At 31.4% G+C, this 21,950-nt stretch carries 20 protein-coding genes; 16 read left to right on the forward strand and 4 right to left on the reverse strand.

Translation table 11 applies throughout. From position 1 onward, the window contains the following. Window positions 1–48 precede the first annotated feature (48 nt). The 9 genes from cmk to C3E88_RS01640 all read left to right on the forward strand — a co-directional run bounded on the left by cmk (window position 49) and on the right by C3E88_RS01640 (window position 8,406). Window positions 49–708 carry a (d)CMP kinase gene (gene cmk / locus C3E88_RS01600; RefSeq protein ID WP_236908294.1) on the forward strand — a complete coding sequence of 220 codons (660 nt, stop codon included), beginning with the start codon at window positions 49–51 and terminating at the stop codon, window positions 706–708. 4 nt (window positions 709–712) lie between these two features. Next, complete coding sequence (locus tag C3E88_RS01605; RefSeq protein WP_272878359.1) at window positions 713–1,297, forward strand: lysophospholipid acyltransferase family protein; 585 nt, start codon at window positions 713–715, stop codon at window positions 1,295–1,297. A gap of 11 nt (window positions 1,298–1,308) precedes the next feature. Further along, the gene (locus tag C3E88_RS01610) at window positions 1,309–3,270 is read left to right on the forward strand and encodes a bifunctional 4-hydroxy-3-methylbut-2-enyl diphosphate reductase/30S ribosomal protein S1 (protein WP_236908295.1); all 1,962 of its coding nucleotides are present in this window, start codon (window positions 1,309–1,311) and stop codon (window positions 3,268–3,270) included. 161 nt (window positions 3,271–3,431) lie between these two features. After that, a complete protein-coding gene (locus C3E88_RS01615; RefSeq protein WP_236908296.1) occupies window positions 3,432–4,208 on the forward strand; it encodes a CheR family methyltransferase in 777 nt (258 codons plus the stop codon). Window positions 4,209–4,266: 58 nt separating this feature from the next. Beyond that, on the forward strand, window positions 4,267–5,322 hold the full coding sequence (locus C3E88_RS01620; RefSeq protein ID WP_236908297.1) for a M42 family metallopeptidase: 1,056 nt from the start codon (window positions 4,267–4,269) through the stop codon (window positions 5,320–5,322). After that, window positions 5,313–6,332, forward strand: coding sequence for a M42 family metallopeptidase (locus C3E88_RS01625; protein WP_236908298.1), 1,020 nt, complete (start codon window positions 5,313–5,315; stop codon window positions 6,330–6,332). Before C3E88_RS01620 ends, C3E88_RS01625 begins: the two co-directional genes overlap by 10 nt. A 1-nt stretch (window position 6,333) precedes the next feature. Continuing rightward, window positions 6,334–7,332 carry a M42 family metallopeptidase gene (locus tag C3E88_RS01630; RefSeq protein ID WP_236908299.1) on the forward strand — a complete coding sequence of 333 codons (999 nt, stop codon included), beginning with the start codon at window positions 6,334–6,336 and terminating at the stop codon, window positions 7,330–7,332. A 179-nt stretch (window positions 7,333–7,511) separates the two neighbouring features. Beyond that, window positions 7,512–8,108 carry a MerR family transcriptional regulator gene (locus C3E88_RS01635; protein WP_236908300.1) on the forward strand — a complete coding sequence of 199 codons (597 nt, stop codon included), beginning with the start codon at window positions 7,512–7,514 and terminating at the stop codon, window positions 8,106–8,108. Window positions 8,109–8,259: 151 nt separating this feature from the next. After that, entirely contained in the window at window positions 8,260–8,406 is a 147-nt protein-coding gene (locus C3E88_RS01640; RefSeq protein WP_236908301.1) for a hypothetical protein, read from the forward strand. Between the two features lie 82 nt (window positions 8,407–8,488). On the opposite strand, the gene C3E88_RS01645 is transcribed toward C3E88_RS01640, so the two are convergent. Beyond that, a complete protein-coding gene (locus C3E88_RS01645) occupies window positions 8,489–9,682 on the reverse strand; it encodes a pyridoxal phosphate-dependent aminotransferase (protein WP_236908302.1) in 1,194 nt (397 codons plus the stop codon). A gap of 222 nt (window positions 9,683–9,904) precedes the next feature. On the opposite strand from C3E88_RS01645, the gene miaB reads away from it, so the two are divergent. The 6 genes from miaB to C3E88_RS01675 all read left to right on the forward strand — a co-directional run bounded on the left by miaB (window position 9,905) and on the right by C3E88_RS01675 (window position 18,290). Next, window positions 9,905–11,227 carry a tRNA (N6-isopentenyl adenosine(37)-C2)-methylthiotransferase MiaB gene (miaB, locus tag C3E88_RS01650; RefSeq protein ID WP_236908303.1) on the forward strand — a complete coding sequence of 441 codons (1,323 nt, stop codon included), beginning with the start codon at window positions 9,905–9,907 and terminating at the stop codon, window positions 11,225–11,227. Between the two features lie 16 nt (window positions 11,228–11,243). Continuing rightward, complete coding sequence (gene mutS, locus C3E88_RS01655) at window positions 11,244–13,859, forward strand: DNA mismatch repair protein MutS (RefSeq protein WP_236908304.1); 2,616 nt, start codon at window positions 11,244–11,246, stop codon at window positions 13,857–13,859. A gap of 1 nt (window position 13,860) precedes the next feature. Further along, window positions 13,861–15,699: a DNA mismatch repair endonuclease MutL gene (gene mutL / locus C3E88_RS01660; RefSeq protein WP_236908305.1), complete on the forward strand. Its 1,839-nt coding sequence runs from the start codon at window positions 13,861–13,863 to the stop codon at window positions 15,697–15,699. A 12-nt stretch (window positions 15,700–15,711) separates the two neighbouring features. Next, window positions 15,712–16,659, forward strand: coding sequence for a tRNA (adenosine(37)-N6)-dimethylallyltransferase MiaA (gene miaA, locus C3E88_RS01665; protein WP_236908306.1), 948 nt, complete (start codon window positions 15,712–15,714; stop codon window positions 16,657–16,659). A gap of 17 nt (window positions 16,660–16,676) precedes the next feature. After that, on the forward strand, window positions 16,677–16,904 hold the full coding sequence (gene hfq / locus C3E88_RS01670; protein ID WP_236908307.1) for an RNA chaperone Hfq: 228 nt from the start codon (window positions 16,677–16,679) through the stop codon (window positions 16,902–16,904). An 81-nt stretch (window positions 16,905–16,985) separates the two neighbouring features. Beyond that, entirely contained in the window at window positions 16,986–18,290 is a 1,305-nt protein-coding gene (locus tag C3E88_RS01675) for a methionine gamma-lyase family protein (RefSeq protein WP_236908308.1), read from the forward strand. Window positions 18,291–18,316: 26 nt separating this feature from the next. Here C3E88_RS01675 and lexA read toward each other — a convergent pair whose 3' ends face one another. After that, window positions 18,317–18,934: a transcriptional repressor LexA gene (lexA, locus tag C3E88_RS01680; RefSeq protein WP_236908309.1), complete on the reverse strand. Its 618-nt coding sequence runs from the start codon at window positions 18,932–18,934 to the stop codon at window positions 18,317–18,319. A 232-nt stretch (window positions 18,935–19,166) separates the two neighbouring features. On the opposite strand from lexA, the gene yneA reads away from it, so the two are divergent. Beyond that, a complete protein-coding gene (gene yneA / locus C3E88_RS01685; protein WP_236908310.1) occupies window positions 19,167–19,511 on the forward strand; it encodes a cell division suppressor protein YneA in 345 nt (114 codons plus the stop codon). A gap of 112 nt (window positions 19,512–19,623) precedes the next feature. Here the strand turns inward: yneA and C3E88_RS01690 are convergent, their stop codons facing one another. Continuing rightward, window positions 19,624–20,631, reverse strand: coding sequence for a tyrosine recombinase XerC (locus C3E88_RS01690; RefSeq protein WP_236908311.1), 1,008 nt, complete (start codon window positions 20,629–20,631; stop codon window positions 19,624–19,626). 519 nt (window positions 20,632–21,150) lie between these two features. After that, window positions 21,151–21,834, reverse strand: coding sequence for a HesA/MoeB/ThiF family protein (locus tag C3E88_RS01695; protein WP_236908312.1), 684 nt, complete (start codon window positions 21,832–21,834; stop codon window positions 21,151–21,153). Window positions 21,835–21,950 lie beyond the last annotated feature (116 nt).

Genomic DNA, 21,950 nt, shown 5'->3' on the forward strand with positions numbered 1-21,950 from the left:
ACAACAATGCCACCAATGGGTGGTTATTATTTTATTAGGAGGCTTATGATGCGCAAAAGATTAGTTGTTGCTGTAGACGGTCCTGCAGGATCAGGGAAGAGTACAATATCCAAAAAGGTTGCGGATATATTAAATTTAGAGTACATTGATACTGGTGCCATGTATAGAGCTTTAACTTTAAAGGTTATTGGTAATGGAATTGATACTAATGATGAAGATTCTATTCTAAGGATTATGGCATCTACATCAATATATTTTATGGGTAACCACATTTATCTGGATGGGACAAGGGTTGATGAAAAGATCAGGGAAAATATTATAAATAAATATGTTTCAGATGTGGCAAAAATTAAAGAAGTTCGTAGAGAAATGGTAAAGATGCAACAAAAATTATCAAAAAAATCTAGCGTAATTATGGATGGTAGAGATATTGGGACGGTGGTATTACCCCATGCTGATTTCAAGTTTTTTATCACTGCATCCATAGAGGAAAGAGCAAATAGAAGATATAAGGAATTATTATCAAAGGGTGAAAAAAATATTACCTACGAACAAATTTTTTCAGAAATAGAGCGAAGGGATAGAATAGACAGTACAAGAGAAGTTGCCCCCCTTATAAAAGCTGAAGACGCATATGAAATCGACACGACTAATATGACTATTCAACAAGTTGTTGATGAAATAATAAATATTGTCGAAGGGAGGTAATCAATTGTATTTCTATCGCATTGCTAGGATTATTGTTAGTATTATTTTTAGGATAATTTTTAGAATAGAAATTAATGGTAAAGAAAACATACCTATGGAAGGCCCTTTGATAGTCTGTTCAAATCATATAAGTAATTTGGACCCTATTATATTGGGCATTGCTTTTAATCGACCAATTATTTTTATGGCAAAAAAAGAATTGTTTAATAGTAGATTTATTGCAAAGATAATGACTGGTCTAGGTGCATTTCCAGTTGATAGAAAAGGCTCGGATATTGCTGCAATAAAGACTTCCTTCAGAGTATTAAAGAACGAACAGGTGCTAGGTATATTTCCTGAGGGAACAAGAGTACATGAAATGGATCTGGACAATGTAAAACCTGGAATAGGTTTAATAAGCATTAAAAACAAGTCTCCGGTAATTCCTGTATTTATTGAGTCCAATTATAAATTATTCAGTAAAGTAGTAGTAAATATAGGGGAACCTATATTGTTTGATGAATATCATGGTCAAAAACTTGAAACTCAAGATTATTGGGAAGTCAGTAAAGAGATAATGAAATCTATATATTCATTAAAAAACTCATAGGAGGGAAAAATGTGAAGGTATATATTGCGGAACATGCTGGATATTGCTTTGGAGTGAAACGTGCAGTTGATACAACTATGGATATTATCAGTAACAAAGATGACCTCCCTATTTATTCATTGGGTCCACTAATTCATAATCCACAGGTAGTTGAAGGGCTAAGTAAAAAAGGTTTACAAGTAATAGATAATATCAATGACTTACAAAAAGGAAAGGTTATAATAAGATCCCATGGAGTTCCCTATAGTGTTGAAAAAGAAATAGAGGAATTAAATTTAGAACTAATAGATTGTACATGCCCGTATGTTAAAGCAGTTCACAAAAAAGTCGAAAAGTTCTATAATGCCGGTTACAAAATAATTATAATTGGCGATAAAAATCATCCTGAAGTAATTGGTATTAATGGATGGTGTAACAACGATGGTATTATAATAAATACTGAAGATGAAGCAATGAATTTACCGAGCTTTGACAAGATATGTGTAGTATCGCAAACTACTAACACTTTAGAGAAATTTAACAATATAACAAAAATAATACAAGTTAAAGGAAAAGAATTAGAAATATTTAATACTATCTGTAATGCAACAAATTTAAGGCAATCTGCAGCTGAAGAGTTAGCAAAAAAAGTAGACGCTATGATAGTCATTGGCGGTTACCATAGTTCTAATACTAATAAGTTGGTGGAAATTAGTAAAAAGCATTGTAATAATGTATATCATATCGAAATTTATGAAGATTTACCTTTACAAGAGCTATCTAAATTTAATACAATAGGAATAACTGCAGGTGCTTCGACACCTGATTGGATAATTAAGGAGGTTGTTAATACGATGAATAATAATAATGAAAACAATGAGATAATGGAGGCAATAGAAAGTTCCCTTGTGCGAATCCATAGGGGGGATGTAGTTACAGGTAAAGTTATTTATGTAACTAATGATGAAGTAATGGTAAATATAAACTATAAATCCGATGGTATAATTGAAAGGGATGAACTATCCAACGACCCAGATGTAAAGCCTAAGGATTTATTCAAAGAAGGAGATGAAGTAGAAGTATATGTAGTTAGGTTAGATGATGGAGAAGGCAATGTTGTACTTTCTACCAAAAGACTTGAAACTATAAAAGGGTGGGACAAGCTAGAGGACAGCTATGAGAATAAAGAGATAGTTGAATGTAAAGTACTTACGGACGTAAAGGGAGGATTATCAGTAGTAGTTAATGGCATCAGAGCTTTTATGCCTGCTTCCCAGATTTCAGTGAGCTATGTAGATGATCTTAGTGCCTATAATGGTAAAACTTTGAATGCAAAGATTATAGATTTTGACAGGAATAAAAGAAGGGTGATTCTTTCAAGCAGGGAAATAGAAGAAAAAGAATTAGAGGAGAAAAGAGAGGAGCTATGGAACAACCTTGAAATAGGAAAGGTCATAGAGGGAAAAGTAGCAAGATTAACTGACTTTGGCGCTTTTGTTGACTTAGGTGGTTTAGATGGATTAATTCATATATCCGACTTATCTTGGTTTAGAATAGATCATCCTTCCGAGGTAGTTAGCGCAGGAGAAACAGTTCAAGTTCAAATACTTGATTTTGATAAGGAGCGAAATAGAATATCCTTAGGTTTAAAACAAACATTACCACAACCATGGGATGTATTTATTGAAAACAGGGAAGTTGGAGATATAGTAGACGGAAAAGTAGTAAATATATTAGATTTTGGTGCTTTTGTGAGATTAGAAGAGGGCGTTGATGGATTAGTCCATGTCTCTGAAATATCTAAAGAGCATGTAAACAAACCATCGGATAAACTGGAAATTGGTGAAAAAGTTACAGTTAAAATTATAGATATAAATCCTGAAGGAGAAAGGATAAGTTTAAGTATGAAGGAACTGGAAGAAGATTCTGAAAAAGATGTAGATGAAATTGAAGATTTGGAAGTAAAAATAGAAGACATAATAAAGGATAAATAAGAATGTAAGGGTTTTGATGTATATTGAGAGACTATTCAATTGGATAACTGATGTAATGCAATCTAATTTGATACATCAAAACCCTTTAAATTATTTCTGTGGTATACCACAGAAATTTTCATAATATTAAAGATACATTTTAATAACTGTAGGGGGCTTATATGGGTAAGTATGAAGTTTTTAAAAAGAATATTAATAGATTGACAAATATAGATCTAAACTATTATAAAGAAAAACAGATGAAAAGAAGGATTACCTCTTTAATGAATAGAAATGGTTTTAACGATTTTGGTGACTATTTCTTAGCTTTGAAATCTGACCAGGTAATGCTCGAGCAGTTTATTAACTATTTAACCATAAATGTGTCTGAATTCTATAGAAATCCATCTCAATGGCAAGTGCTAGAAAAGGAAATATTACCCAAATTAATAAATACTCCTACTAAGCCTTTAAAAGTATGGAGCTCTGCCTGTTCTACTGGTGAAGAACCCTATTCTTTAGTTATGTTATTAAGCAAATTTTATGATATTGAAGATATTAAAATATTAGCTACAGATATTGATGATGGTGCAATTGAGAAAGCTAAATTAGGTATATATAGCGATAAGGCATTGGTTAATTTACCTAAACAGTTTATAATAAACTATTTTGACAAAATAGGAAGCTCTTATAAAATAAAGCAAAGTATAAAAGATCAGGTTTGTTTTAACAAAATGGATTTATTAAAAGATCCTTTTCCAACTGATATGGATTTGATAACTTGTAGAAATGTGATGATATATTTTACAGATGAGGCTAAGAAATTACTATACGACAAGTTTCACAATAGTTTAAGTGAGGATGGAGTATTGTTTGTCGGTAGCACAGAACAAATAATACTACCAGAGAGGTATAATTTTAGGTCAATCAAAACATTTTTTTATAAAAAAATTAATTAGAGGATTTTTATAGTTTTTCTAAAAACAATATATGGTAAAAAAACGAGGGGGGATTGTATTGGATACCAAAGCTTTTTTAGAAGTATTGTGCAATACCGACAGTGTTTCTGGACATGAATCTAGATTAGAGGAAACTATTGTATCGGCTTTTGAAAATCATTCTAATGATATCAAAGTGGATAGTTTAGGCAATATTATAGCCTTGAAAAAAGGGCATAACAATATAGGCAATATCAAGATAATGTTAGCAGCCCATATGGACGAGATTGGACTTATGGTAAAGCACATTGAGGATAATGGGTTTATAAAGTTTACCACTATTGGTGGTATAGATCCTAGAACCATCTTAGGTCAAGAGGTAATAGTCCATGGAAAAGAAGACTTATTCGGAGTAATCGGCTCAAAGCCTCCTCATCTACAAGAGTCGCAGGAGATCAACAAAGCTATTAAGATAGAAGATATGATAATAGATGTTGGGTTTTCGAAAGAACAATTGATAGATGTTATAAGTATAGGAGATACAATTACCATTAAGAGGCAACTAAACATTTTACAGGGAAATAGATTGACAGCAAGGGCTTTAGACGATAAGGCTGGAGTTGCCGCTATGTATGAATGTATTAAAGAATTAACAAAAATACAACATGAAGTAGATGTTTATTTTGTGTCTACTGTGCAGGAAGAAGTAGGCTTTCGAGGGGCCTTTACTAGCACTTATAGAATTAATCCTGACATAGGTATAGCGATAGATGTAGGATTTGGCTCAACACCTGAATTATCTAAAGCTGATACTTTGGAGATGGGAAAAGGGCCAGGAATAACGATGGGAGGAAATATACATCCGGGATTAAGAAAAAGATTGGTGGATATTGCTGAAGAATATAATATCCCATTCCAATACGAGATAACGCCAGGGCCAACTGGAACCGATGGAAGGGCAATACAAATTACAAGGCAAGGCATACCAACCCTTTGCCTATCTATACCATTAAGGTATATGCATACTTCGGTAGAGCTCATAGATATGGCAGATATCAAAAATACTGCCAAATTACTAGCATTCTTTATTGGAACTATTTCAAATGAAAATTTGGAGGGGTTATTATGTTATTAAAGAGGTTAACAGAGGCTTCTGGTGTATCGGGAAATGAAAAAGAAGTAAGAGATATAATATTAGGTGAAATAAAGGATTTTGTTGATGATGTAAAAGTTGACAGATTAGGCAATATTATTGCTTATAAAAAAGGCAAAGATAATCCAAAAAAACTAATGATTACTGCTCATATGGATGAAGTAGGGTTAATGATAATTGATATAGATGATACCGGTTTATTAAAGTTTACTACTGTAGGTGGAATTGATAAAAGAATATTGGTATCTAAACCTGTATTAGTAGGAAAAGATAAGGTATTAGGGGTCATAGGAGCTAAACCTATTCACTTACAGAAAAGAGAAGAATGGCAAAAAGCATTGGAAATTGAACAGTTATACATAGATATAGGTGTAAATAGCAAGGCTGAAGCGGAGAAACTAGTTTCTATAGGAGATTATGTAGCGTTTGATAGTCAATATATAGAGTTTGGTGACAACCTTGTTAAAGCAAAAGCTTTAGACAATAGAGTAGGATGCAGTTTATTGATAGACCTAGTAAAAGAAATAAGGGATATTAACTTCTATGCTGTATTTACTGTTATGGAGGAAGTAGGACTGGTAGGTGCTGGTCCTGCTGCATTTGCGGTAGAGCCGGATTTAAGTATAATTTTAGAGGGAACATTATGTTATGATATACCTAAGCTCGATAGCCATCTAATACCAACTCATTTAAATAAAGGACCTGCTATTTCCTTAATAGATCGTACAACTTTATTCGATATTGAATTTAGGAAAAAGCTGACTGAAATAGCTGAAAACAATAACATTCCCTATCAATTTAGAAAATCATCCATGGGAGGCAATGATTCAGGAAAAATACACACTTCAAAAGAGGGCTCTATTACTTCAACCATTTCTGTACCCTGTAGAAACATTCATTCTCCAACCTCAGTTATGAGTAAAGAGGATTATAAAAATACTTATAAATTATTAAAAGCGATTCTATTTGAATATGAAAAGGGGGAATTATAATATGAAATTTGATAGTCAACTGATGAAAGAACTAGCTAGTACCTATGGCCCTTCAGGAAATGAAAATAGCATTAGAAAATTTATCGAAGAACATATAAAGGACTATGTTGATGAGATAATAGTCGACAATCTCGGTAATCTAATTGCTAGAAAAAAGGGCAAAGGGAAAAAAGTAATGGTAGCAGCTCATATGGACCAAATTGGACTGATGGTCACGGATATTGATGATAAAGGTTTCTTGAGATTTACTAATATTGGAGGTATATCTCCTTTTGTGATACTAAGCCAACAAGTAATTTTTGAAAATGGTACTATAGGGATAGTTTCTGCAGAGCCGGTTGAAGATATTTCTAAACTAAAGTTATCCAATATGTTCATTGATATAGGGGCAAATGATCAGAAAGGAGCAAAAAAATTAGTTAATATAGGTGATATATGCATATATAAATCCGAATTTGCTGAAAACGACAATGTTGTATTTACTAGATATTTAGATGATAGAGTAGGCTGCTATGTTGCCATAGAAACTATAAAAAGAATAGAACATCCAGAGAACGATTTGTACTTTGTATTCACAGTTCAAGAAGAAGTTGGATTAAGAGGGGCAAAGACTTCAGCTTACAAAATTGAACCTGACATTGGGATATCTTTAGATGTTACTGGTAGTGGGGATACACCAAAGGCTAAAACCTTTGCTGTTGAATTAAATCGGGGTACTGCTATAAAAGTTAAAGATAATTCCATATTAACCCATCCAAAATTACGCCAACACATGATCCATATTGCCAAACAAAACCGTATACCTTATCAACTAGAGGTACTAGAATATGGTGGTACAGATTCGGGAGCTATCCATTTAACTAAGGAAGGTGTACCTACTGGTGCCATATCCATACCAACCAGATATGTTCATTCAACATCAGAAATGGCATCGAAAAACGATATTTTAAATTCAATAAAGTTATTGATTAAATTATTAGAAAGCCATATTGATATATAAATAAAAAAGGACTGAAATATTTCGGTCCTTTTTTGGTTTATTAAGTTGATAATACTTTGTATATGATAATCCTTGATATATTATATCAATATTTGTTAAATAATAACTTATATTTTATAGAGGAATTTTAGAAATATTAAAGAATACTAATATTAGAGCGTTCAAAAGGGGGTAATATTATGTTAGAAGTGGATAAACATTATAGTATATCGGAAGTAGCTGAAATTACTAACTATCCTCCTCATGTGCTTAGATATTATGAAAAAGAATTTGAATTAGAAATTCCAAGAAATGAATCAAATCATAGGTATTATACGTATAAGGAGATTGAAATATTTCAGTATATCAAATCCCTTCAAGATCAAGGTTTTAGTAACAAACAAATCAAGTTAATTATGAATTCACCAGAGTTATTAATAAATTCTAGTGAAGAGATGGCATTAACAGCTATTAATTCTAGGGATAAAATAGACTCGGTCCAATTAGCTAAGGATATTAGTTTAAATCTTTATATGGAATTTTTTGATGATTTAACGAGAATTCTTAATAATAATACTGAGCATAATGTTGAGAAAATTGAGGAGTTAAAAGATGAAATAATGAGTTTGAGAAATGAATTAAATAGTAAGGAAAGAGATGTGCTCATTTGTGAAAATGCAAAACTAAAAATGAAGGTAAAGGAAAAATCTTATGAGGTAGCAGATTTGAGAGAAAAGATTAAGAGAATTGAAGATAATAAGAGCTTTTTTCAAAAGATATTCAAAGGCAATAAATGAAATTTATTAAACCTTACATTGCAATAATTGCATCTATCCACTCAATAACAAGCGATTATTTTAATGAACTGCAATAAATAGATAATCGACTTGCAATTATCTCACTTTAGATGTATAATTAAATTAAGTAAATAATAAGGGGTAGATGATTATGAAAAAAGCCATTGGTACTATTAAAGGTAAAGATAAGTATAAATTTAAGAGATGCGGTGCCATAACGTGTATAAATAATGTACAAGGTTTATGCAGTTATGAAAAATGTGAACTCTACGAAAACGTACTTATTCAGGAAGATTGATTATGTATATATGTGTTTTATATTCAATAATAATAGCCTATTGATCAGACCAATAGGCTATTATTATTGAAATTAAGATACATTATTTTTTATTAGGATAAACCTTTAACCCTTCATTTAATATATTCATAGCTTTTTCTAAATCGTTAGCATTAATGCAGTATGATATTCTAACTTCATCTTTTCCTAAACCTTCCGTAGCATAAAAGCCTGCTGCAGGTGCCATCATAACAGTTTCATTATTTATATCGAATTCTCTCAACATCCATACAACAAAATCCTCAGCATCTTTAATCGGTAACTTGGCAATTACATAAAAAGCGCCCTGTGGTTTCTCACAAAGTACTCCATCCATATTTTGAAGTGCACTGTATACTACATCTCTTCGTCTACGATATTCAGCTTTAGCTTCCTCCATATAGCTATGAGGAACATTTATTAGATTTGCTGCACCAATTTGTTCTATAGTAGCTACACAAAGTCTTCCTTGAGCTAATTTCATCACCTGTCTAATTAAATCTTTATTTTTTGATGCGATACAACCTATTCTAGCACCACAAGCGCTATATCTTTTGGAGATGCTATCTGTAAGAATCACTCTATCCGAAATATCATCTAGGTGGGCAAAACTAATAAATTCTAAACCATCATAAACGAACTCCCTATATACTTCATCAGCTATAATATAAAGATTATGTTCTTTAGCTATATCCCTTAGCATATATATTTCTTCTTTTGTATAAACTGTGCCTGTTGGATTACCAGGGTTTGCAATTAGTATGGCCTTAGTTTTTGGAGTAATCAATTTAGTTATTGCATCCTTTTCAGGTAGGTGGAAACCGTTTTCCGCCTTAGTGGTAATTGGCACAACATTTACCCCTGCCATGCTGCTGAATCCATTATAATTGGTATAAAAAGGTTCTGGGATAAGTACTTCCTCACCGTGGTCACAGGTTGCTATCATTGCGAAGATAAGAGCTTCACTACCACCATTGGTAACGATTATTTCATCTTTGTCAAATTGAATTTGGTGCTTTTCATAGTATTTGACAAGACTGTCAATTAGTTCTGCAATGCCTTGGGAATGGGCGTAGGCTAATACATCTTCGTCGAAACTTTTTATTGGGTCAAAAAATTCTTCTGGAGTTTTAATATCTGGTTGTCCAATGTTTAAATGGTATACTTTTTTGCCTTGTTTTTTTGCTTCATCTGCAATGGGAACCAATTTTCTGATAGGCGATTCTTGCATACCCATAATTCTTTGGGAAAACTTCATATGATGACCTCCTTTTGAAATAGATAGGTTATTAAAGCTACTAAATTATATGATATACTCATAGTATATGATACCATAATAATACTATAAGTGGTAGACTTAACCATTGAAAATTTTATATTCCTCATAGTTTAGTAAATAATATATTGATGATATGGGAGGTTCTTTTTTTTAAGATATTTGTTATAATAATGATAATTAGTTTTTTAGGAGGAATAGCAGATGAAAAATAAAAAATATACCATAATAACCTATGGTTGTCAAATGAATGAACATGATTCAGAAAAAATATCTTGGATATTGGAAAACATGGGGTATACCTGGACAGATAATAAAGAAGAAAGTGATTTTATTATATATAATACTTGTCTTGTAAGGGAAAATGCAGAATTAAGAGTATATGGACAATTAGGTTCATTGAAAGGTCTAAAAAGAGAAAAGCCAGAACTAATAATTGGAGTTTGTGGTTGTATGATGCAAAGAGAAGATGTTAGAAAGGTGATATTATCTAAGCATAAACATGTAGATATAATATTTGGAACAAATAATATTCACAAACTACCACAACTTATTAATAGATATGAGCAAACGGGTAATACTGTAGTTGATATAGTAGAGGATAGCAGAGAGATTGTTGAGGGCATTGAAGCTAATCGCATCTATCCCTATAAAGCTTTTGTCAATATTATGTATGGATGTAATAATTTCTGTACCTATTGCATAGTACCCTATACGAGGGGTAGAGAGAAAAGCAGGGAGCCTGAAAATATAATAAAAGAAGTTGAAAACTTAGCAAGAAGTGGGTATAAAGAAGTTACTTTATTAGGTCAAAACGTTAATTCCTATGGGAAAACTTTAGATAAAAATTACTCTTTTGCTAAACTGTTAGAACAAATAAATAAAATCGAAGGTATAGAGAGAATAAGATTTATGACATCCCATCCTAAGGATTTGTCTGAAGAGTTAATTGAAGCTATGACAAAATTAGATAAGGTATGTGAACATTTGCATTTGCCAGTGCAATCTGGAAGTAATGCAGTCTTAAAGGCAATGAATAGAAAATATACTAAAGAAAATTATTTGTTGCTAATAGATAAGATAAAGAAAGCAATTCCCAATATTGCTATATCCACAGACATTATAGTAGGCTTTCCAGGAGAAACCGAAGAGGATTTTAATGAGACATTAGATTTGGTTGAAAAGGTTAGGTATGATTCGGCTTTTACTTTTTTATATTCAGTAAGAGAAGGAACAATTGCTGCCAATATGGAAAATCAAATTCCTGATGACATAAAACATGAAAGATTTCAGAGGCTGCTAGATACTTTATATCCCATATTTTATGAGAATAATCTTGAATATATGGATAAAACTGTTGAAGTGCTGGTGGAAGATATTAGTAAAAATGATCCTAGTGTCCTAACTGGACGGACTAGAACGGGTAAGCTAATCCACTTTAAAGGTGAAAAGGATTTAATAGGACAATTAGTTAATGTAAAAATAATAAAAGCAAAATCCTTTACTCTAGAGGGATTATTGATTTGATACGGAGGTTATAATTTTGGATAATCTAACACCTATGATGAAACAATACTTGACTATTAAGAAAAATTATGATGATTCTATATTGTTTTTTAGATTAGGAGATTTCTACGAGATGTTTTTTGATGATGCTATTACAGCATCGAAAGAGCTTGAAATAGCACTAACTCAGCGGGATTGTGGTGGGGATAAAAAGGCACCTATGTGTGGAGTACCCCATCATGTATCCGAAGTATACATCTCAAAACTGGTTGAAAAGGGATATAAAGTTGCTATATGTGAACAATTAGAAGATCCATCTGTAGCAAAGGGATTGGTAAAAAGAGATGTTATAAGAGTAGTAACTCCTGGTACAATAACTGATATAAATGTGCTTGATGAAAAATCTAATAATTATCTTGCATCTATATATTTAGATGAGGTAGGAGTAGGTTTATCTTATGTAGATACTTCTACTGGAGAGATGTATACTACTGAATATATTGGCAATAAAGAAAATTGTTATACTTTTGTATTAGATGAGTTAGGAAAAATATTTCCTTCAGAGATAATAACAAACTATTCCTTTATGGCCAATAGGAAGATATCTAGATTTATAGAAAATAGAATAAATCCCTATATTAACATCTACGAAGATGATTCTGTAGTTAGAAATAATTGGACAGAACTAATATTAGATCACTTTAAGATAGATAGTTTAGATGTCATAGGAATAAAAGAAAAAATGTATTCCGTTATGTCTACTGGTATATTAATAGATTATTTATATAGTACTCAAAAGGACTCTCTAGAACATATTACACAGATAAATTATTACGAGTCGCAAGAATATATGATATTAGATATAAATACCCGTACTAATTTGGAAATCCATGAAACCATCATGAGTAGGGAGAAAAAAGGATCTTTGTTAGGAGTTCTTGATAAAACTTCTACCGCGATGGGCGGAAGGCTGTTGAAGAAATGGTTAGAACAACCTTTAATGGATATAGATCAGATTGAAAAAAGACAAGAAATAGTCCAATTGTTTATAGACGATATTGTTTTAATGGACAATATAAAGAGTTGTTTAAAGGATATATATGATTTAGAGCGCCTAATTGGTAAGATTTCCTATGGAAATTGTAATGCTAGAGACTTAATCTCTTTAAAAAACTCAATAGGTAAAATACCTGAATTGAAAAAAAGATTGTTAGACTCTAAGGAGAAAAGATTCTTAGAGCTAGGAATGGCTATTGATTCTATGAAAGATCTATACGATTTAATCGATGAATCTATAGTAGACAATCCTCCTATTTCTGTAAAAGAAGGAGGGTTAATAAAGCAAGGCTATGATAGGGAGTTAGATCAATTAAAAAAGGCTAGTACTGATGGTAAGCGGTGGATAGCTGAAATGGAGGCTGAACAAAAAGAAAAAACGGGTATTAAAAACTTGAGAATTGGTTTTAATAAAAAAGCTGGCTACTATTTTGAAGTTACGAATTCAAATTTAGAATTAGTACCTGATTATTTTATAAGAAAACAAACTTTAACTAATTCTGAAAGGTTTATTACCGATGAATTAAAGGATATGGAAATTAAAATACTAGGTGCAGAAGATAAGATGGTGGAAATTGAATATGGAATATTTCAGGATATAAGAGAAAAAGTAAAGGCTGAAACTCACAGAATACAAAAAACGAGTAGATTAATCTCGCAAATAGATGTTTTAAATTCTTTTGCTCAAGTTGCTTATAACAACGATTATATTAAACCAAAATTAAATGATGAGGGTATAATCCATATAGTAGAAGGAAGGCACCCAGTAGTAGAAACTACTATAGAAAACGAGATGTTCGTTCCCAACAACACCTATTTAGACACTAACACTCATAGAGTCCAAATTTTAACTGGACCAAATATGGCTGGTAAATCTACCTATATGAGACAGGTAGCAATCATTTCTTTAATGGCTCAAACAGGATCTTTTGTACCTGCAAAAGGGGCTAACATTGCTATTGTAGATAGGATATTTACCAGGATAGGTGCATCAGATAATCTATCCCAAGGGGAGAGCACCTTTATGGTAGAGATGAATGAGGTATCCAATATAATTAATAATGCAACAAAGAAAAGTTTGATAATATTAGATGAAGTGGGAAGGGGTACTAGTACCTATGATGGTCTTAGCATTGCCTGGGCCATTGTTGAATACATTACAAAAAACATAAAGGCAAAGACCTTATTTGCAACCCATTACCACGAATTAACCGAATTAGAGGAAAGAATGGAAGGAGTAAAGAATCTTACTATATTAGTAGAAGAAAGAGGAGAAGAAATAATCTTTTTGAGAAAAATTGTAGAAGGAAGTACTAATAAAAGTTATGGCATAGAAGTAGCAAAATTGGCAGGTATTGATAGTATAATCATAGATAGGGCTAATGAGGTGTTACATCAAATTGAACAAAGTCATGGCTTTTCTATTAGTGATGAACCTATAAAGTCAGACCAACAGTTAAGTATAACTGACTATAAAAAAGACTACTTTATTGATAAAATTAATAGGGTTGATGTATCAAAGATAACACCCATGGAAGCTATTAATATATTGTATGATTTAACGGAGGAAGCTAAGAGACTTAAGGAGAAGGCATAAAATGAACAAGATAAAAGTATTAGATGAAAAGACAATACAAAAAATTGCTGCTGGCGAAATCATTGAAAGACCATCCTCTATAGCAAAAGAACTAATTGAAAATTCATTAGATGCGAATTCGTCAAGCATAACTATTGAAATAAGAGATGGTGGCAAGTCTTATATGAGAATTACAGATGATGGAGACGGAATTCTTGAAGATGACCTAGGTCTTGCCTTTCAACGTCATACTACTAGCAAATTATCTAATGCAGATGATCTTTTTAAGATTATGTCCTTTGGATTTCGCGGTGAAGCATTAGCTAGTATTTCTACAGTAGCTAAGGTGGAAGTTTTAACTAAGACCCATATGGATATACCTGGCATTCAGGCTTTTGTAGAAGAAGGAAAAATAATAGAAAAAAAACCAGTAGGATGCCCTAAAGGGACTACTATGATCGTCAGGGATTTGTTTTATAACGTTCCGGTAAGGGAGAAATTCCTTAAATCGAACATATCAGAGGCTAATCATGTAAGTAATATAGTATATAAGTTAGCTTTGGGGAATTATGGTGTATCCTTTAAATATATTAAGGACAATAAAATAATATTTCAAACTTCGAAAAACAATGATATGCTAGCAAATATATATACTTTGCTAGGAAAAGATTTTACTGATAATCTATTGGAAATTGAATATAGGGCACCAAGTTTTAGAATATTTGGATATATATCTAATAACATTTTTTATAGGGGCAATAGAAGTCATCAATATCTATATGTAAACAACAGGTACATTAATAACGATCATATATCAAAAATAATAGAAGATAGATATAGATCCATAATACCAGTTAATAAGTTTCCAATATTTATACTATTTATTGATATAGATCCATCTTTTATTGATGTTAATATTCATCCTACAAAACAACAGATAAAATTTATTAATCAAAATCAATTGGATGCTGCATTAGAATATGTCATTGATTCTGAACTAAAGAAAAATCTTTCTATTCCTAAGATATTGAAAAAACAAGATAAAGGTTTAGAAGAAAATGAACTTCCTCTTTTATATGATAATAATTTTCTAATGCAAAATGAAGAAACCAAAACAAAAACTAGATTAGGCGATATTCCAAAGGATCAATCAAGTAATATAGATATTGATAATAAGAATAAAGTGGCAGAGGTGGAATTAGAGTATAGCAATAATGCTATCAATAATGGAGGCAAATACAAAAAGAAAGAAGGAACTGATTTAGAGTTAAAAAATTTATTACAAAGAATAAGACCTATTGGTATACTTTTTTCTACCTATATATTAGCAGAAGATATTGAGCTTGATAAGGTATTAATTATTGATCAACATGCAGCCCATGAAAGAATTATGTACGAGAAATATAAGATGGAATATGCGAGAGAACAGGTTGTTATTCAAAACCTTCTAACTCCTGAAATAGTAGAATTGACCAATGTAGAAATTGCTTTGGTAATAGATAATATTGAATTATTTCGAAGATTGGGGTTTGTCATAGAAGAGTTTGGTACAAACAGCATCATTATAAGGGGAGTACCTTTATTATTTGGTAAGCCTCAAACTAAGGAATTGTTTTTAGAGTTAGTCGATGCAATAAAGCTTGATATAAGTAGTAGCTATGAGGTAAAACTAGATAAAATAATGAAAATTGCCTGTACCAGAGCTATTAAAGCTGGCGATAATATAATAGATGTTGAAATAGATAGTTTATTAGATCAGCTGAGTCAAACAACCAATCCTTATACTTGCCCTCATGGGCGACCTACGATTGTTCAAATATCAAGAGAAGATTTAGAAAAAGAGTTTAAAAGAATTATGTAAAAGGATGATATAATGAAAGAAAAACAAAATTTACTAGTACTTTTGGGTCCAACTGCAGTAGGGAAAACCTCTATTTCCATTGACCTTGCAAAAAGATTAAATGGTGAGATTATTTCAGCTGATTCTATGCAAATATATAAGTATATGGATATTGGAACTGCAAAAATAACTAAGGAAGAAATGGGTTATATACCTCATTATATGATAAATATTGTTTACCCAGATGAGGAGTTTACAGTTGCTAATTTCAAGAATAAAGCTGAAGAATATATAAAAGATATAAATCATAGAGGCAATATTCCAATAATAGTTGGTGGAACAGGTTTATATATTAACTCCATAGTATATAAGTTGCAGTTTACTGAAGTTAAACCTAATGAAAAGTTTAGGACAGAAAATAACGATATAGCAGATAAATATGGTAATAACTATCTACATAATAAATTAAGTGAAGTTGATCCTGTGTCTGCAAATCGTATTAATGTAAATGATAGGAAGAGAATAATAAGGGCTTTAGAAATACTACATGAAACAGGTAAGCCAATGTCCTATTATAATAAGAATTTTAGAAAGGAAACAGATGAGTATAATTTAGTAATGGTTGGCCTTACCATGGATAGACCAAAGCTTTATTCCCGTATTAATAGTAGAGTTGATATTATGTTAGATGAAGGATTGATAGAAGAAGTGAAAATGTTGATGAACATGGGATATACTAAAGATCTTACTTCTATGCAAGGAATTGGATACAAGGAAATTATTAATTATTTAGAAGGTACTATGGAGTTGTATGAAGCTATAGAAATGCTTAAAAGAAACACTAGGAGATTTGCAAAAAGACAATTGACATGGTTTAGAAGGGATAATAGAATAAAGTGGGTGGATGTTAATGAATTTCATTCAATTGAGTCTATTAGCGAATTTTTAGCTGATTATGTGTCTGAAGAATTAACAAAATAATTAAAGGAGGGTATGGTATGAAGGGAACGATTAACTTACAGGATATATTTCTAAATAAGGCTCGAAAGGAAAGCATAAACCTGACAATTTACTTAATAAACGGATATCAAATTAAAGGCTTGGTAAAGGGGTTTGACAATTATACTATTATATTGGATAGTGAAGGGAAGCAACAACTAATTTATAAACATGCAATATCTACAATAATACCAAGTCAATATATAGATTTAACAGTAGACCTTTAGGTAGATAAATTAAACAATCAAATGTCTCTGACAATATCAGAGACATTTGTATTTGTACTTTTGTTAGAAAGGTGGATGAATATGGACAAGGATACAATAAATATATTATGTAAACACTATGGCATAAATAAAAAGATAATAAACTTTGTATGTTCAAAGGAAGGTTTAATAAGGGATAACTTTGTCGAGATAGACAAAATAAAAGAATACAATCAATTGAAAATCATTCATAGTATGCAAAAAGCAAAACTTAGTTCAACAGATTTTAATTGGACTACTGGATATGGATATGGCGATATAGGTAGGGACAAAGTAGAAGAAATATATTCCTATGTATTTAACACTGAGGATGCCTTAGTAAGGCCCACAATAGTTTCAGGGACCCATGCTATCACTTTAACTTTATCTGGCCTATTGAGGCCCAATGATGAGTTCATATCCATAACTGGGAGCCCTTATGACACTTTACAAAGGGTTATAGGTGTAAAAGGAGATACCAATGGAACTTTATTAGATTATGGTATAAAATATAAGGAAATACCATTGAAAGATGAAAAAATAGATATTGACCAAGTTATTAATAATATTTCTAAAACTACTAGATTATTATTGATTCAAAGGTCTACAGGATATAGCGACAGAAGAGCGGTAACTATTGATGAAATGAAAGTTGCTATTAATAGAATAAAGGATTATAACGAAGATATTATTATTATGGTTGATAATTGTTATGGAGAGTTTGTAGAAAAACTTGAACCAAGCGATATAGGTGCAGATATAATAGCAGGATCTTTGATTAAAAATCCTGGGGGAGGATTGGCATTAGCTGGTGGATATATAGTTGGAAAGTCAAGCTTAGTGGAACAAGTAGCAAATAGAAGTACAGCACCCGGTTTGGGAAAGGATTGTGGATTGACTTTTGGAACTACCAGAACTACATTACAAGGATTATTCTTAGCTCCTCATATAGTTGCAGAAGCTATAAAAGGCGCTTTGTTAGTTGGAATAGTATACAAAGAACTAGGATTTGAAATCATACCAGAAATTGAAGATGTTAGAAGTGATATTATACAAGCTGTTAAGTTTAACTCTCCAGATAGGGTTGTAGAGTTTTGTAAAGGAATACAAATGGCATCGGTGGTTGATTCTTTCGTAACTCCATTACCTTGGGAAATGCCTGGTTATGAAGATGAAGTAATAATGGCAGCTGGAGGTTTTATAGATGGTTCATCAATTGAATTAAGCTCCGATGGACCAATGAGGGAGCCTTACTTAGCATACTATCAGGGTGGTTTAACTTATGAACATTGCAAACTTGGAGTTATGATATCTCTAAATAATCTATTGAATAATAATTTAATCGATACAAACAGGCTAGCCTTATAAGGCTAGCCTGTTTATTATGGTATTAATCATATTTTTCTATAAAGTCCAATTACCTTTCCTAAAACTGTTACATCCTGAGTTAAAATTGGATCCATAGTTTTATTTTCAGGCTGTAAACGTATATGATCTTTTTCTTTATAGAATGTTTTTACTGTAGCTTCGTCTTCCATTAAAGCTACTACAATATCTCCATTTGTTGCATCATTTTGTTGTTTTACTAAAACATAATCATCGCTATATATTCCTGCATCTATCATACTATCACCCTGAATTTTCAACATAAACAGAGGGCCGCGCTCTGCAATTTCTATAGGCACAGGGAAAGTATCTTCTATATGCTCTACGGCTAAAATAGGCTGCCCAGCAGTTACTTTACCTATAATAGGTATATCCACCGTTTTTTTCGGCGCAAATAAGGAATCTTCATCCCTACTTAAAACTTCAATAGCTCTAGGCTTAGTTGGATCTTTTCTAATATATTCTTTATCCTCTAATATTTCCATATGCCTATGAACAGTTGAGGTTGATTTTAAACTGACTCCTTTGCAAATCTCCCTTACAGAAGGGGGATATCCTTGTCTTTGTATATGGTTTTTAATAAAATGCAGGATTTCAATTTGTTTCTGGGTTAAATCTTCATACATAATAAACACCTCACATATATAGGATATTTAGTCTCAACGAATATATAAACACATTGGTACTAGGCGTTCTATTGGTTTTAACTAATTATACCACATGAAAATAAAATAATCAAACGTGGGTTCGGTTTTTTTAAAAAAACTATTGACAAGGAACTAATGTTTCGATACAATAGGTTATGACGAACAGATGTTTAGAACTAATGTGCTTAGAACTAATGTATGGGGTGATATTATGTATAATAATAAAACAAAAAAAAGAAGATATAGGGTGGTTAATAAGTTAAGGTTTTTTACCTTCATATCATTCTTCATAACCATAATTATATATGTAATCATTATATCCGCTGGAAGTAATAAAGTTTATAGTTCTATATACGAAGATAAGTACGTAGAGGTAAAAGTGGAAAAAGGGGATACTCTATGGGATATAGCAAAGAGATATGTGCCAAAGGATTGCGATATAAGAAAGTTAGTGTTTGAATTAAGGGAATTTAATGAAATGGAAGATGTTAATATACATCCAGGAGATGTAATTAAAATACCGACTAATACATATAAAATTGGGAATGGGAAATAGAATTTTATAATATCTTATTCAAAGCATAAAGTTTACATAACTATATTATGCAAACTTTATGCTTTTGTTTAATAAATATATAAGGTAGAAGAATGGAGTCAATCTCCTATCTTTATTTATCAACTTTAGGATTAATATTGCCTAATGGGTTGCTTTGAACTGCTTGTCTAAGCCTTTCGTCATCGATATGAGTGTATATCTGGGTAGTAGATACATTTTCATGGCCTAGGATTTCTTGCAATGCTCTAATATCTACATTTCCATGTTTGTACATTAATGTAGCTGCAGTATGTCTTAATTTATGGGTGGAATATATACTAGTATCAAATCCTGCCTTCTCTAAATATCTATCTATCATATGTTGTATAGCTCTATTGCTCATCCTTCGTCTTCGTTTACTTAAAAATAGAGCTTCTTTATCGAAGACCTCATTAGGGCGTACTGATAGATAGTCATTAATCGCTTCAATGCAAGCTTGATTTAGATATATAGTTCTTTCTTTATTGCCCTTACCTACAACTGTTAAAGTATCGCCCTTTATCCTATTTAAATCAATACTAGATAGTTCAGATAAACGAAGGCCACAGTTGAGGAATAGCATAACAATAGCATAATCACGCTTTCTGAAAAAATCATTATTATTTTCTAGTATAGTATTTAGCAATAATTTGCACTCTTCAAGAGTAAGGTATACCGGATGCCTATTGTCAGTCTTAGGAAATTCTAAATTACTAGCAGGATTTTTGTCTATTAAATCAACTTTAGAATGGAGGTAGTCAAAAAAAGATTTTAAGCTAGCTACCTTCCTAGATTTAGTAAGATTGCTATTGCCTAATTTTTTATCTGTAAAGGATATGAAGGCATGTAGGTCTTGAATTCCTATTTTTTCTATTAGTTCCATATCTACATCGCCAATACTTATTTCGTCAAAAGGTATATCCTTTCCTACCAGTTTATATCTGGTTTTAATAAATCTAAAAAATGTACGTAAATCATAAAAATATTCTTTTGTGGTATTGGGAGAGGTACCTTTAATTGTCTCCATGTAATTTAGATAATCTTCAAGTATAATCGGTATTTCGTCCAATTTAATCCCTCTTTCTATTATTTTTGATATCATTAGTCACAAAATAACTATTTTGTGACTAATGATATACTTCGCCATAAAATCTAAAAATCCTCCTAAATATTAAATAATTATTTTATGAACAATATCTTTGTTTATTAAATTGCATCAACTTTTCTTATTGACATAAAGAAATGAACTACAGGTCCAAACTGCCTTTTAAATTGGATTCTAAAAGGCTTTATGTGGCCTATGCATGCAATAGGTATACGTACAATATAAAGACCGTTATATCGGCTTACGTGGCCTGTGGCGGGTTTTCATAGACTTTGAATAGTAATTATTTGTGAAAATACATAATATTTGTTTCTATGCATATTTTAATAAACTTTAAGCTTATTTACATCGACTTATTTATTATTAAAATAGCTTTTCTATATAGCTAAATAATACCTAATTGTAGGTTTTACTTATAACAAATAACAAAAGTTTACATACATAGCTATGTATGTAAACTTTTGTTATTGTTAAGCAATACTATATTACTATTTTATAATCGGTTGCACTAACATATTAAAATGTCACTAAATCAAAGCTACTATTTAACAAATCTATAAATAATACCTTGTTTCTTATAAGCTTTCCTCTTTGAGTTAATAATTTTATTACTTCAGCTACTTGAATAGAAGCTATTAAGGGTGGTATAAAGGATGGATTGCCTAATCTTTTTTCTACTCCCTCTCCCATCCTACTATTTGGGGGATAAAGTAAATCTAGTATATCATCTCCTGGTAAAATAGTGGCCACTTGTCCATAAAAACCAGCAATGGCTCCATGGACCATAGGAATATTTAGTTTTTCTGCTGCATATTTAACTATAAATCTCGTTTGGATATTATCTAGTGCATCCACAATCACATCGTGGCCTTGAATCAATGTTAATACATTAGATTCCGTTATCATTGTTTCAATAGCATTTACTTGTATATGAGGGTTGACTAATTTCATTCTTTTTTTGGTTTCGTTTGCTTTACTCATGGAAATATTTTCGGTATGACAAACTATCTGTCGATTTAAATTGGTTTCATCAAATACATCTCCATCTATTGCGGTGATGTATCCGACACCAATCCGGCCTAACATTTCTACCACATATCCACCAAGCCCTCCACAGCCAATAACACAAACCTTACTATGATTCAATCTATTCATATCAGCAATAGATAAAGAATCCATATTTCTTTCATAACGTTTCATACCTTCACCAACTATCTATATATTAATATAAATATTGTTTTAAGCCAAGCTAAGGTTGACATAATTTTATTATGTCAACCTTAGCTTGGAAGATTTAATAAAGTTTCCAACATATA

It is taken from the genome of Clostridium sp. Cult3, assembly GCF_021655115.1.
In the GTDB taxonomy this organism is placed as follows: Bacteria; Bacillota; Clostridia; order Tissierellales; family Tepidimicrobiaceae; genus PPXY01.